Annotated in this window: 9 protein-coding genes; 6 read left to right on the forward strand and 3 right to left on the reverse strand. The window is 69.4% G+C overall.

The window, feature by feature from the left end:
* The first annotated feature begins 1 nt into the window (after position 1).
* The 5 genes from nagE to CSW60_RS13500 all read left to right on the forward strand — a co-directional run bounded on the left by nagE (position 2) and on the right by CSW60_RS13500 (position 9,646).
* Complete coding sequence (nagE, locus tag CSW60_RS13480) at positions 2-1,753, forward strand: N-acetylglucosamine-specific PTS transporter subunit IIBC (RefSeq protein ID WP_099537869.1); 1,752 nt, start codon at positions 2-4, stop codon at positions 1,751-1,753.
* A 187-nt stretch (positions 1,754-1,940) separates the two neighbouring features.
* On the forward strand, positions 1,941-2,519 hold the full coding sequence (locus CSW60_RS13485) for an RNA polymerase sigma factor (RefSeq protein WP_099539122.1): 579 nt from the start codon (positions 1,941-1,943) through the stop codon (positions 2,517-2,519).
* Positions 2,491-3,438 (forward strand): FecR family protein, encoded by a 948-nt coding sequence (locus CSW60_RS13490; RefSeq protein ID WP_099537870.1) that lies wholly within the window; start codon positions 2,491-2,493, stop codon positions 3,436-3,438. The genes CSW60_RS13485 and CSW60_RS13490 overlap by 29 nt, the downstream gene beginning before the upstream one ends.
* A 175-nt stretch (positions 3,439-3,613) precedes the next feature.
* Entirely contained in the window at positions 3,614-6,421 is a 2,808-nt protein-coding gene (locus tag CSW60_RS13495; RefSeq protein WP_099537871.1) for a TonB-dependent receptor, read from the forward strand.
* 57 nt (positions 6,422-6,478) lie between these two features.
* Positions 6,479-9,646: an amidohydrolase family protein gene (locus CSW60_RS13500; RefSeq protein WP_099537872.1), complete on the forward strand. Its 3,168-nt coding sequence runs from the start codon at positions 6,479-6,481 to the stop codon at positions 9,644-9,646.
* A gap of 10 nt (positions 9,647-9,656) precedes the next feature.
* Here the strand turns inward: CSW60_RS13500 and CSW60_RS13505 are convergent, their stop codons facing one another.
* Positions 9,657-12,185, reverse strand: a complete 2,529-nt coding sequence (locus CSW60_RS13505; RefSeq protein WP_099537873.1) for an ABC transporter permease — start codon at positions 12,183-12,185, stop codon at positions 9,657-9,659.
* Positions 12,186-12,187: 2 nt separating this feature from the next.
* On the reverse strand, positions 12,188-12,871 hold the full coding sequence (locus CSW60_RS13510) for an ABC transporter ATP-binding protein (RefSeq protein ID WP_099537874.1): 684 nt from the start codon (positions 12,869-12,871) through the stop codon (positions 12,188-12,190).
* A gap of 56 nt (positions 12,872-12,927) precedes the next feature.
* Here CSW60_RS13510 and CSW60_RS13515 point away from each other — a divergent pair, with 56 nt between their 5' ends.
* Positions 12,928-13,569: an arylesterase gene (locus CSW60_RS13515; protein ID WP_099537875.1), complete on the forward strand. Its 642-nt coding sequence runs from the start codon at positions 12,928-12,930 to the stop codon at positions 13,567-13,569.
* Between the two features lie 31 nt (positions 13,570-13,600).
* Here CSW60_RS13515 and CSW60_RS13520 read toward each other — a convergent pair whose 3' ends face one another.
* Positions 13,601-13,801 (reverse strand): hypothetical protein, encoded by a 201-nt coding sequence (locus tag CSW60_RS13520; protein WP_099539123.1) that lies wholly within the window; start codon positions 13,799-13,801, stop codon positions 13,601-13,603.
* Between the last annotated feature and the right edge of the window lie 18 nt (positions 13,802-13,819).

Consider the following 13,819-nt stretch of genomic DNA (forward strand, 5'->3'; position numbering starts at 1 on the left):
GATGAAGTCTCCGCTCGAGATCCTCCAGCCGCTGGGCCGAGCCCTGATGCTGCCGATCGCGGTGCTGCCGGTGGCGGGCCTGCTCTTGCGCCTGGGTCAGCCGGACCTCCTGAACATCGGCTTCGTGGCCGCCGCCGGGGACGCGATCTTCTCCAACCTCGGTTTGCTGTTCGCCATCGGCGTGGCCGTGGGCATGGCCAAGGAAAACAACGGCGCGGCGGGCCTGGCCGGCGTCGTCTGCTTCCTGATCGCTGTCGAGGGCGCTAAGGCCCTGCTGCATGTTCCCGCCGAGGTCACGACCGGCCTGATCAAGGCCCACGCCGACCTCGCCGGCGCGGCCTACAAGGCAAAAGCTCTGGCCAAGCTCAGCGTGCCGATCGGCATCGTCTCGGGGATCATCGGCGGGCTGTTCTACAACCGCTTCTCGGGCTTCAAGCTGCCCGAGTATCTGGCCTTCTTCAGCGGCCGGCGATTCGTGCCGATCGTCTCAGGGCTAGCGGGTCTTCTCATCGCCCTGCTGCTGGGCCTGGGCTATGACGCGATCAACGGCGGGGTCGACGCGGCCAGCCGGGCCGTGGTCGGCTCCGGCGAGATCGGGCTCCTGGTCTATGGGTTCCTCAACCGGATCCTGATCGTCACCGGCCTGCACCACATCCTCAACAACATCGCCTGGTTCGTGGTCGGCGACTATCACGGCGCCACCGGCGATCTTCGCCGCTTCTTCGCCGGCGACCCCAACGCCGGGGCGTTCATGAGCGGGTTCTTCCCGGTGATGATGTTCGGCCTGCCGGCCGCGTGCCTGGCCATGTATCACGCCGCCAGGCCGGACAAGCGCAAGGCCGTCGGCGGCATGCTGGCCTCGCTGGCCCTGACCTCGTTCCTGACCGGGGTGACCGAGCCGATCGAGTTCTCGTTCATGTTCCTGGCCCCGGCGCTCTATGCGATCCACGCGGTCCTCACCGGCGTGTCCATGGCCCTGATGGACATGCTGCATGTGAAGCTGGGCTTCACCTTCTCGGCGGGCCTGTTCGACTATGTGCTGAACTTCGGCAAGGCGACCCGGCCGCTGTGGCTGATCCCGATCGGCCTGGTCTATGGCGGCCTCTATTACGGCCTCTTCCGCTGGGCCATCGCGCGGTTCGACCTTAAGACCCCCGGCCGAGAGGACGACGAGGTCCAGCCGGCCCAGGCCGTCACGACTGGCGGCGGGCGCGGGGCCGACTTCGTCCAGGCCCTGGGCGGAGCGGCCAACCTCGCCAGCGTCGACGCCTGCACCACCCGCCTTCGCCTGATCGTCGTCGACCAGGCCCAGGTCAATGAGCCCGCCCTCAAGGCCCTGGGCGCGCGCGGGATCGTCCGTCCCTCCGACAAGGCCCTGCAGGTGGTGCTGGGCCCCATCGCCGACACCGTCGCCGGCGAGATCCGCGCGGCCATGGGCGCCCCGGCGCCTCAAGCTCAATCCAAGCCCCAGCCGGCCGCCGCCAGAGCCGTCCCCACCGCCCAGGACATCGCCCAGGCCCAGGCGCTCCTGTCCGCCCTCGGCGGTCCGGCCAACCTGCGCCAGGTCACCGCCAACGCCAGCCGCCTGCGCATCGTCCTGGCCAACCCCGACAAGCTCGACCAACCCGCCCTCGCCAGCGCCGGAACACGCGGAGCCGTCAGCATCAGCAACAACGTCCTGCACGTCATCGTCGGACAAAGCGCGGAGCCGGTGGCCGAGATTCTGAGCGCAGAAGCGGCGCGCGGCGGATAGCCGGCCTTGTTTTAGGGCGGCCCTCAAGATCGCTGGCGAGGCGTGCTCGTGAGGCGCCAGGGCGAAGGTCTGCCGCTTGCGGCGGCGCCGAGGGGCCCCTGACGCCAAGAGCGGCGCCGCCAGGGTTGCGGGTCACGGCGGCGCGTCCAACCCTTCGTCTATCGAGCTTGTCGAGCGCGAGGGGCCGTTGACGCAGAGCCGCGCAGAAATCATCGCCTTCGTGGGAGCTCAGATCCTTCCGCATGAAGCCGACGTGCGCGCGTGGCTTCGTCGGTCCGGCGGCGCGCCCCCGGATATCGACGACATCGTCCAGGAGACCTATTGCCGTCTGGCGGCGCTGGACAGCACGGCGCACATCGTCAATGGGCGCGCCTATTTCTTCCGGATGGCGCGCAACATCTCGATCGAGAGAATCCGCCGGGCGCGCATCGTTCGCATCGATCGCATAACGGAAATCGACGCGCTGAACGTCGTAGATGATGAGCCGTCTCCCGAACGCGTCGTCGCCAGCCGCCGCGAGTTGGGCCGGGTCCGGCGCCTGATCGAGGACTTGCCCGAGCGATGTCGACAAATCTTCACCCTGCGCCGGATACACGGTCTTTCGCAGAAGGAGATCGCGGCGCGACTGGGGATCACCGAGAACGTGGTCGAGACCCAGGCGGCGAGGGGGTTGCGTTTAATCCTGCGCGCCTTATCGGAGGCGTCGGGGCAAGATCATCCGGTGAGCCACAGCATTCATGAGCCCGTCCGCAAACGAGATCGATGACGAGGCGGCCCTGTGGGCCGTACGCATCGACGCTCGTGGAGCGGAGGCCGAACAGGATCCGGAGCTCAAGGCCTGGCTGGCGGGAGATCCCCGTCGCGCCGGCGCCTTGTTGCGGGCCCAGGCCGCCATCAGCTTTCTGGACCGGGGGCGGGCCTTGGCGGGATCGACGCCGCTCCAGACCCCCAGTTCGAACCGGCGGGCGCTGATCGCGGCGGGCGGGGTCCTGGCCGCCCTGGCCGGCGGCGGTCTTTGGCGCCTCCGCCCGCAAAGGCTGGACACGGGGTTGGGTGAAATCCGTCGCGTTCCTCTCGCCGACGGATCGATGGTGGCCATCAACACCAGCTCGACCCTGGAAATCGATCTGAAGCCCAAGGCGCGCGAAATCTCGCTGAAGCAGGGGGAGGCCTGGTTCCAGGTCGCCAAGGATCCGGAGCGGCCGTTCGTGGTCGCGGCGGGGCCTGTCCGGGTCCGCGCGGTCGGCACGGCGTTCTCCGTCCGTCGACGCGAGCAGGACGCGTCGGGCGTCGACATCATGGTCACCGAGGGCGTCGTCGAGGCGTGGGTCGAGGGCGTCGATGCGCCGCGCCATCGCCTGTCGGCGGGCGGCCGGCTTGTTCTGGCCAGCACGACCGCGACGCCCGTCGTCGAGTCCGCTTCGGATATCGAGCGCAGCCTGGCCTGGCGCAACGGCGAGATCGCCCTTGATGGCGAGAGTCTTGAAGAGGCGGCCAGGCTCTTCAATCGCTACAACAGCCGCCCGATCGTCATCGAGGATCCCGACCTCGCCAAGGAGCGGTTCGTGGGGCTGTTCCAGACCAATACGCCTGAAAGTTTCGCCTCGGCCGTCGCGGCGACCTTGGGCGCCGAGGTCCGTGTCGATGAGCGGGCGATCCGCATCAGCCGGGCCAGGGCTTCCTAGAGGCCGCCCCACCAAGCATCCGAAACGGGCGCCGCAGGACAAGGCCGCGTAAAAAGCGGGCGTGTTGCGCGGTGTGCGGAGTAATCGCGCCGGATCGCGCCGGAAAACCGAGCCGCATTCCTCGTCATGTCGGGAGGCCGCGTTTGGCGGACTTCGCAACGATGGGGGATAATCGATGCGTAACTGGACGAGCCGCTCCAGCCGGCGAAGGCTGCTTTGCGCCGCCTCGGCGCTGTGGGCGCTGACGGGCGGGGTCGCCCTGGCGCAAGCCGTGCCTTTCAAGATCGAGGCCCAACCGGCCGCCGAGGGTATCCGACAATTCGCGCGCCAGGCCGGCGTGCAGATTCTGGTGCAGTCGAACGCCGCCCAAGGCAAGCGCACGGCGACGGTTCGCGGCGTGCTGTCGCTCGACCAGGCGCTGGACCGCCTGCTGGCCGGCTCGGACCTGACGGTGATCTCCAACGACGGCAAGACCATCATCCTGGCGCCGCCGCGTGAGGGGCTGATCCGTACGCGCTGGGCCACCGCGGCCGCCCCCCTTGAAACCGCCGCCGATCCCGCCCCGCCCAAGCCAGAAGCGCCGAGCCTCATCGAGGAGGTCATCGTGACCGGCACCCGCTCGACGTCGCGGACCGTGACGGAGAGCATGGCGCCGATCGACGTGATCTCGGCCGCCGAACTGACCAAGAGCGGCAAGCAGTCGACGCGGGATCTGATCTCGACCCTGGTGCCGTCGGCCAACACCTCCAACAGCGGCGCCGGCGCCAGCTTCGCCATCAAGACCGTGTCCTTGCGCGGCCTTTCGGCCGACCAGACCCTGGTGCTGGTCAATGGCAAGCGTCGGCACAACACCGCCATCCTGTTCGTCAACGGCACCACCCAGAACGGCCAGTCGCCGCCCGACCTCGACCTGATCCCCTCGAGCTCGGTCGAACGGATCGAGGTGCTGCGCGACGGCGCCTCGGCCCAGTACGGCTCCGACGCCTTGGCCGGCGTGATCAACGTCATCCTGAAGAAGAGCCCCGAGGGCGGCTCGATGACGGCGCTCTACGGCAAGACCGCCGAGGGGGACGGCGAGACGGGGCAGGTCTCCGGCAATATCGGCATGCGGCTGGGCGAGAGCGGCTATCTGAACCTGACCGCCGACGTGCGGCTCACCGACCCGACCGACCGGGGCGACAAGACGCTGAACACGACAGTGATGTACTTCCCGCTGAACGCCGTCGGACAGCCGGTGAAGGTCGGGACGGCGGGCTCAACGCCCGATCCGCGCGAGGCCACCGCCAACCGCCACACCAGCCATCCCGGCTCGCCGCAGGTGCAACTGTTCTCGCTGGGCTATAGCGCCGGCTCGCCGCTGAACGACAAGATCGACCTCTATTCGTTCGGCACCTTCTCCAGTCGCAACACGGCGGCCTGGCTGACCTTCCGCAACCCGAACGCCAGCAACAACAACGTCGCCGTCTATCCGAACGGTTACACGCCGCGTCTGTTTTTGAAGGACCGCGACTTCCAGGTGGCGGCGGGCGCCAAGGGGCTCGATTTCCTGGGCTTCGACTGGGACCTGTCGACGACCTTCAGCCGCGACGACGTCGACTACTACGAGAACTCGCTGAACGCGTCGCTGGGCCCGTCCAGCCCCAGCTACTTCTATCTGGGCGCGCTGAAGTTCCAGGAGTGGACCTCCAACCTCGACTTGACGCGCGAGGTCGACACCCCGGTCTTCTCCCGACCGCTGTTCCTCGCCCTGGGGGCCGAGTATCGCGACGACAAGTTCGAGATCGTCGCCGGCGAGCCGGCCTCCTATATCAACGGCGGCTATGTCGCCCCGGCCGGCAGTCCGCAGGCGGGCGTCGTGTTCGCCGGCGGTTCGCAGGGCGTCACGGGTTTCCCGCCGTTCTCCGCCGGATCGTTCTCGCGCGACAACATCTCGGTCTACGCCAACGTCGAGCAGAAGGTGACCGACCAGCTCGAGTTCGCCCTGGCTGGGCGCTTCGAGCACTATTCGGATTTCGGCGACGCCAAGACCTTCAAGCTGTCGAGCCGCTATGAGATCCTGCCGCACCTGGCGATCCGAGGGACGGCCAGCACGGGCTTCCGCGCGCCGTCCCTGCAGCAGCAGCACTACGCTTCGTCCAGCACCATCGGCGTGATCGTGCCGCCGGCGACGACGACCCAGCTCTATCCTGTCCAACTGCTGCCGCCGGACAACCCGGCCGCCATCGCCCTGGGCGCCAAGCCGCTGCGTCCGGAAAAGTCGGTCAACTACTCGGTCGGTGTCGTGGCCCAGCCGCTGCCGCGGATGAACGTCACGCTCGACGTCTATCAGATCAAGATCGACAACCGCATCCTGCAGAGCGGCACGCTGGGGCCCAACGCCGCGGTCAGCAACGCGCTGGCCAGCCAAGGGCTGAACCCGCAGCAGGCGGCGTTCTATTATGGCAACTTCGCCGACACCAAGACGCGCGGCGTCGATCTGGTGGTCGACTACAAGACCGACCTCGGCGACTTCGGCGCCGTGCGTTGGACCTTCTCGGCCAACCACACCAAGAACAAGTTCACCCGCGTCGTCCAGCCGCCGGCGGCGCTGGCGGCGGCGGGGATCGTCTATATCGATCGCGTGAAGATCGGCGACCTGACCGTCGGCACGCCCAAGGAAAAGTACATCCTGGGCGCGGACTGGACCCTTGGGAAGTTCGACACCAACCTGCGGCTGACGCGGTATGGCGAGGTCATCCAGCGCACCTCGCTGGCCGCCAATGACGAGACGGTCTCGCCCAAGCTGATCGTCGATCTGGATCTCAGCTACGCGGCCACCAAGGCCGTCACGGTTAGCGTCGGGGCCAACAACCTGCTGGACGCCTATCCCGACAGCGTCCGGGCCGCCAATCGCGGCACGCCCGCCTTCGCCTACTACAATCAGTACGCCCCCTACGGGATCAGCGGCGGCTTCTACTACGCCCGCGTCGCCGCGCGGTTCTAGGATTGCCTCTGGCCGGTCCGGCAGCCCCCGGACCGGCCTCTTTTTCGCGAGTTGACGATGACTAAGAGCTCCAAGCGCGGCGTCAGTCGCCGTCGTCTGTTTTCGCTCGGAGGCGGCGCGATCGCCGTCTCGGGCGCCGCGGCGCTGACGCCGCCGGGCGCCAAGGCCGCGGAACAGCCTCTGGCGGCCGACAGCCGGCCCGTCACGGCGACGGAGGGCACCAACATCTGCGCTGCGGTCTCGCCGGACGGCAAGACCGTGGCGTTCGATGTCTACGCCATGCTCTGGCTGGTCCCGATCGAGGGCGGAACCGCCAGGCGGCTGACCGAGGAGATCTACGAGATCGCCCAGCCGGACTGGTCGCCGGACGGCGAGACCATCGCCTTCCAGTCCTATCGAGACGGCAATTTTCATGTCTGGACCATCGGCGCCGATGGGCGCGGCCTGAAGCAACTGACCAGGGGGCTCTTTGATTGCCGTGAACCGCGCTGGTCGCCGGACGGCAAGACCATCGCCTTCTCCAGCGATCGGGGCGGCCGCTACGGCGTGCATCTGCTGGACGTCGCCAGCGGGACGATCACCGCGTTCAGCACCGGTCCCGGCGATGAATTCGAGCCGTCCTGGTCGCCGGACGGCAAGAGCATCGCCTTCACCGTCGACAAGGTTCGCATCGACGTCCAGGGCCTGGACGGCGCGCGCCGAACCATCGCCAAGGTCAAGGCGTCCGCTGATCGCTTCAACGCCGCTTCCCTGGCCAGCCCCGCCTTTACGCCCGATGGCCGGGACGTGGTCTTCACGGCGATCGAGAGCGGCAAGGCGGAGTTGCGGAACGCGGCCACTGTTATCGTCGCGGGCGAGGACGTCTTTCCCTTCCGGCCCTCGTGGCTGGCGGACGGCGCGATGCTCTACACGGCCGACGGCAAGATCAAACTTCGCAAGCGCAGCGGCGAGGTCAAAGGCGTCGCCTTCGCCGCCACCGTCCCCGTGCTGACGCCGCGCTACACCAAGAAGAGCCGCGACTTCCTGTCAGCCAAGACCCGACCGGTGGTCGGGATCGGGAGCCCCGCCCTGTCGCCAGATGGACGTCAGGTCGTGTTCCGAGCGCTGAACGACCTCTATCTGCTCGACATCGGCGGCGGGCCGGCCAAGCCGCTGATCAAGGACACGTTCTACAAGGTGGACCCGGCTTGGTCGCCGGACGGCCAGACGCTGGCCTATTCGACCGACAAGGGCGGCACGCTGGACATCTGGCTGCGGGACATGGCGACCGGCGACAGCCGCCAACTCACCCATTTCGACGGCGCGGCGGTGTCCAGCGCCTGGTCCCGCGACGGCAAGTCGATCGCCTTCCTCAGCCAGAACGGCGGGCTCTTCGTCGCCGACGCGGCCACGGGCGAGACGCGCCGGGTCTATGGCGACCTCTGGGAGCCGGGCAAGCCGACCTGGGGGCCGGGCGACAAGACGATCGCCTATGCGGCCTTCAAGCCCTATTCGGCGCGCTTCCGCGAGGGGCTCAGCGAGATCCTCACGGTGGACGTGGCGAGCGGCAATGGAACCTACCAGCCGATCGCGCCCGACCGCTCGCTAGGCACGCGCGGCGACGACGGTCCCGTCTGGTCGCCGGACGGCAAGAGTTTGGCCTATGTCTTCGCCAGCCGCCTGCACATCTCGCCCGTGGACGATAGCGGCAAGCTCCTTGGAGCGCCGAAAGCGCTGAATGACGAGGTCACGGACGCCGTCAGTTGGAGCGGCGACGGCAAGAGCCTGATCTATATCTCGGCCGGCCAGCTGAAGCTGATCTCCGCCACGGGCGGCGCGCCGCGAGCCGTGCCGCACGGCCTGACCTGGGCCGGCGTTCGCCCGAAGGAGCGGATTGTCGTCCGCGCCGCCAGGCTGTGGGACGGCAAGTCGCCCACAGCGCGCAAGGATGTCGATGTCCTGATCTCGGGCGGTCGTATCGCCGGGGTTGCGCCGCGCGGCGCGGTCGCCAGCGACGTCACGGTGGTCGAGGCGCCGACCGGCACGGTGATGCCGGGCCTGATCGACATGCACACCCACCGGCAGATGCAGGGCTATGGCTACGGCGATCGCGAGGGACGGCTGTGGCTGTCGCTGGGGGTCACCACCACGCGGTCGCCCGGCGGCCCCGCCTACCACACGGTCGAGGACCAGGAGGCGATCGAGTCCGGCAAGCGGATCGGCCCTCGCTACTACGCCACCGGCGAGGCGATTGATGGTTCGCGGATCTTCTACAACTTCATGCGGCCGGTGACCGAGCCCGGCCAGATGGCGCTGGAGATGCGGCGCGCCGAGGCGCTGTCCTACGACCTGATCAAGACCTATGTGCGCCTGTCGGGCGAGCGGCAGAAGGAAGTCATCGCCTGGGCGCACGCCAAGGGCCTGCCGCTGACCTCGCACTACCACTATCCGGCCCTGGGCCTGGGCATGGACGGCATGGAGCACCTGGGGGCGACCAGTCGCACCGGCTACTCTCGCACCGTCAGCGCGCTGGGGAACATCTATCAGGACGTCAACGCCGCCTTCGTGACCAGCAAGGCGGCGCGCACGCCGACCCTGTTCACCTCGACCGCCCTGTTCGGAGACGACCGGTCCCTAGTCGACGACCCGCGCGTGAAGGCCCTCTATCCGCCCTGGGAATACGCGCGTCTCCTGGAGCGGGCCAAGCAGATGGCGGCCATGGACCGTTCGGTGATCCTGGCCTCGCTCTCGCGCAATGTCGCGGAGGTGGCGCGCACGGTTCGCGCCGGCGGCCGGATCACGACGGGCACGGACTCGCCGATCGACTTCAACGCCCTCAGCCTGCACATGAACCTGCGGGCGATGGTGCGCTTTGGCATGACGCCGTTCGAGGCCCTGGTCACCGCGACCAGCGCTTCGGGCGAATATCTGGACGAGCCGTTGGGCGTGATCGCGCCCGGCGCCTATGCCGATCTGGTGCTGGTGGACGGCGATCCGCTGGCCCGCATCGAGGACGCCGCCAAGGTGTCCAAGGTCATCAAGCACGGGACCGTCTACTCGGTCGACGACCTGATCGGACCGTTCGCCGGCGCCGGCCAGCAGGCCAGCCTGGTCGGAGGGCGGCGGTTCGTCTGCGAGGCCGCGTCCGAGTACTGGTGGCACGAGCCGGAGTTCCTATCCCAGGCGCGGGCGTCGTGCTGCGACGGCGCTTGCGGATTCGCGCCCACCTCGAGCCTATGGGTGTAGGCGCCTGGCGCTAGTCGCCTCGCAGGACGGGCGCGGGCCGCTGGGACAGGGCCAGGCTCGCGGCGATCAGGCCGCCCAGGGTCGTCAGCGAGGTGGCGCCGGCGAGGAGCAGCAGGACGCCGCTCCAGTCGACGCTCCAGCGCGCCTCGAACACCTTGACCACGACGGGCCAGGCGGCGGCGAAGCCGAGCAGCACGCCGGCTGACCCCGCGATCAGGCCGACCGCGCCATATTCGACGACGTAGGCGATGAGGATCTGCGATCGCGTCGCGCCCAGGACCTTGAGCGTCGCCGCCTCACGCGCTCGCGCCCGCGCGCCGGCGGCGATCGCCCCCGCCAGGACCAGCAGGCCCGCCAGGCCCGCGACCGCCGCCGCGCCGCGAACCGCCAGCGCCAGCCGGTCGAACAGGGAGGCGGCGGCGTCGAGCTGCTCGCGAACGCTGATCACGTTGACGCCCGGAAACTGTTCGCCCAACCGGCGGGTCAGGATGGCCTCCTGCTCCCGGCCAAGACGGGCGATCGCGACGCTGCGCAGGTCGGCGCCGTCCAGCGTGGCGGGATCGAAGATCAGCGAGAAATTGGGTCCAAAGCCGCCGAAATCGACCTTGCGCAGCACCGCGATGCGCGCCTCGATCTCGCGGCCCAGGATCAGGACCGTGATCGTGTCGCCGACCTTCAAGCCGGCGGCTTCGGCCACCTCGACATTCATCGCGACCTGGGGCGAGCCGACATGGTCCGCGCGCCACCACCGACCGGCGACCACGCCGGCGTCCTTGGGTTCCTTGGCGAGCAGCGAGAGGGTGATGTCGTTGTCGAAGGCCCAGCGCTGGGATGGCTTGACCGTCTGCGGGTCGACCGGCTTGCCCTTCACGGCGATGATCCGGCCGGTGGCGAACGGCATGCGCAGATAGGTCTCGGGGCTTGGCGGTCCCATCACGCTGGCGACGACGCCATCGAAGGCTTCGGCGCGGTCGGCGGGGATCTCGGTGAACACCATCGCCGGCGCGGTGCGCGGCGCGACGTCGCTGACCTGGGCCAGCAGCGCCGACTGGATCAGCACCACGCAGGACAACAGGGCGACGCCCAGGCCAATGGCCGGGCTCGCGGTATGGGCCGCCGAGCCGGGTCCGGCCAGATTGGCGAGGCCCAGCTTGGCGGGCCCTCGCGTCAGGCCGCGAACTCGCTCCGCCAGCAACGCCGCGCCGCGACCCAGCGCCGCCAGCAGCCCGAAGGCGATGGCGACGCCCGCGATCATGATCGCCGCGGCCATGGGCGTCGGCGCCGTGGCCACGGCCAGCGCGGCGAGGCCCAGGCCCGCGCCGACCGCGCCGGCCGTCTCCAGGCCCAGGGGCAAACGGGCCTTGGGCGCGCGGCGGAACAGGGCCGAGGGCGGCGTCGCCCGCGCTCTGGCCAGCGGAATCAGCGAAAAGGCCGCCGCCGCCAGGAGCCCGAACAGCCCGGCCTTGGCCAGCGGCCAGGGATAGACCTTGAACAGCGCGGGGATGGGCAGGCTGGATCCAGCCATCTGACCTAGGATCAATGGCGCGGCGGCGCCGACCGCCAGGCCGATCGCCACGCCCAGCAGCGCCAGGACGCTGATCTGGATCAGGTGGAGGTCGCGGATCAGGCTGCTCTTGGCGCCCAGCGCCTTCAGGACGGCGATCGCGGGCTCTCGGGTCGACAGATAGGCCGAGACCGCGCCGGCGACGCCCAGGCCGCCGGCGACCAGCGAGGCCAGGCCGATGAAGCCGAGGAAGTATTCCAGCTGGTCGATCAGGCGGCGCGCGCCGGGCGCGGCGTCCAGGCGGTCGCGAACCCTGAAATGCGCGTCCGGGAACGCCTTCTGGATCGCTTGTCCGGCCGCGCGCGGATCCTGGCCGGGGGGCAGGGCGATCCGGACGGTGCGGCTCGAAAGTCCGCCCGGCGCCAACAGACCCGAGCGGTCCAGCACGTCCGACCGGATCAGCACGCGCGGCGCCAGGGCGAAGCCGCGCGAGAGACCATCCGGCTCGCTGATCAGGCGGGCGCGTACGACGAGGGTCAGGGTCCCGGCCTCGAACCGGTCGCCGACCTTCAGGTTCAGCCGATCCATGAGCGCTGGCTCGACCGCGGCGCCGGGCAGACCGTCCCGGTCCGCGAGCGCCGAAGCGAGGCTGGGCGCGCCTTCAAGCTTCACCGCGCCGGCCAGCGGAAAGCGTTCGTCCACCCCGCGCAGGCTGACCAGGCGGCGGTCTCCGATCGGCGCTTCCGCCATGGCGCGGGCGCCGGCGGAATAGGTGGTCTGGCCCAGGCGATCGATCGCGGATCGCTCCTCGCGGGTGAAGTCGCGGTTCTCGATGGAGAACGACAGGTCGCCGCCCAGGATCTCGCGGGCCTGGCTGGCCAGTCCCTGCCGGAAGGCCTCGGCGGTCGAGCCGGCGGCGGCGATCGCGGCGACGCCCAGCGCCAGGCAGGCCAGGAAGATGCGAAAGCCGCGCACGCCCGAGCGCAGTTCGCGCGCGGCTAGGCGGACGGCGAGCGGGAGGGGGAAGGACGCCACGCTCAGGCCTGGATCTTGCCGTCGGCCATGCGCACGATCCGGTCGGCGCGGGTCGCCAGGCCAGGATCGTGGGTGACCATCACCAGCGCGGCCCCAACCTCGGCGACGAGATTGAACATCAAGTCGGCGACCGAGGCGGCGGTGGCGCCGTCGAGATTGCCGGTGGGCTCGTCAGCGAACAGCAGGGCCGGCCGCGCCGCCAGGGCGCGGGCGAGGGCGACGCGCTGCTGCTCGCCCCCGGACAGCTGATGCGGATAGTGGGTGAGCCGCCCGGACAGTCCGACGCGCCCCAGCCAGTCTCGCGCGGTGGTGATGGCGTCGCGGGCGCCGGCGATCTCCAGCGGGGTGGCGACGTTTTCCTCGGCGGTCATGTTGGGCAGCAGATGGAAAGCCTGGAAGACCAGCGCCGCCCGCCCGCGCCTCAGGCGGGCGCGACCATCCTCGTCCAGCCTGGCCAGATCCTCGCCGAACAGGCTCACCGTTCCTCCGGTGGGTTCTTCGAGGCCGGCGCCGACCGCGATCAAGGACGACTTGCCCGAGCCGGAGGGGCCCACGATCGCCACGCGCTCGCCGGACTGCACGGTCAGGCTCACGCCCCGGAGGATGTCGACCGGTCCGGCGGCGGACGGCAGGGTCAGGGCGACGGCGTCGAGGACCAGGGGCGCGGCGGGCGGGGCGTCGATCATGGGCTTCCTGCGAGGCCGGTCCTTGTGCGGCCGGCAAGCGAACTACATAGGAAGGCATGAGCCCGATCGCACAGCGTTTTCCCAATCGTCGCCGGTTTTTGCTGGGCCTTGGCCTGCTGACCCAGGTCGCCGCGGCGCCCAAGGCGCCGATCGTGACGGTCCTGGGCGACTCCATCACGGCGGGTCTGGGCCTTTCAGCGAAGGACGCCTTCCCGGCCCAGCTCCAGGCGGCGCTCACCAAGCGGGGCGTGTCGGCCATCGTCCGAGCGGCCGGCGTGTCGGGCGACACCAGCGGCGGCGGTCTGGCGCGGGTGGGCTTCAGCGTCGCGGGCGACACCCGGGTCTGCGTGGTGGCGCTCGGCGGCAATGACCTGTTGCAGGGCGTCGATCCCGCCCAGACCAAGGCCAATCTGCGGGGCATCCTCCAAAAGCTGAAGGCGCGCGGCGTCGGCGTGGTGCTGGTCGGCGTCGCCGCGCCGCCGGCGATCGGCGCGGCCTATGCTCGCGAGTTCAATGCGATCTACCCGAGCCTGGCGCGCGAGTTCAGCGTGCCGCTCTACGCCAATATTCTGTCGGGCGTCGGCGGCAATCCCGCCCTCTTGCAGAAGGATGGCCTCCACCCCAACGCCGATGGCGCCAAACGCATCGCGGACGCCCTCGCACCGGTCGTCGCCAAAGCCGTAAAGGCGCGCATTTAGAGCCCGTCAAAGACAAGGCCGGCAGGCGGCCTCAAGCTCTAGAGCCTACGCGCGCGATGCGGGCCTGGATACGCTGCCAGGTGTTGAGCTTGATGGGCTCGCCGCGACGCAGCTTGGTCCAGGTGGTTTCGCTGATGCCATAGACGCTGGTCAGATGTTCACGGGTCACCGCCGGGAGGGCGGCCTTGAGGGTCTGGAAGCGTTCGCGACTGATGATGACGGTCTCGGCCACGCGGAACTCCAAAATGCA

The sequence above is a fragment of the Caulobacter sp. X genome, assembly GCF_002742635.1.
GTDB lineage: Bacteria > Pseudomonadota > Alphaproteobacteria > Caulobacterales > Caulobacteraceae > Caulobacter.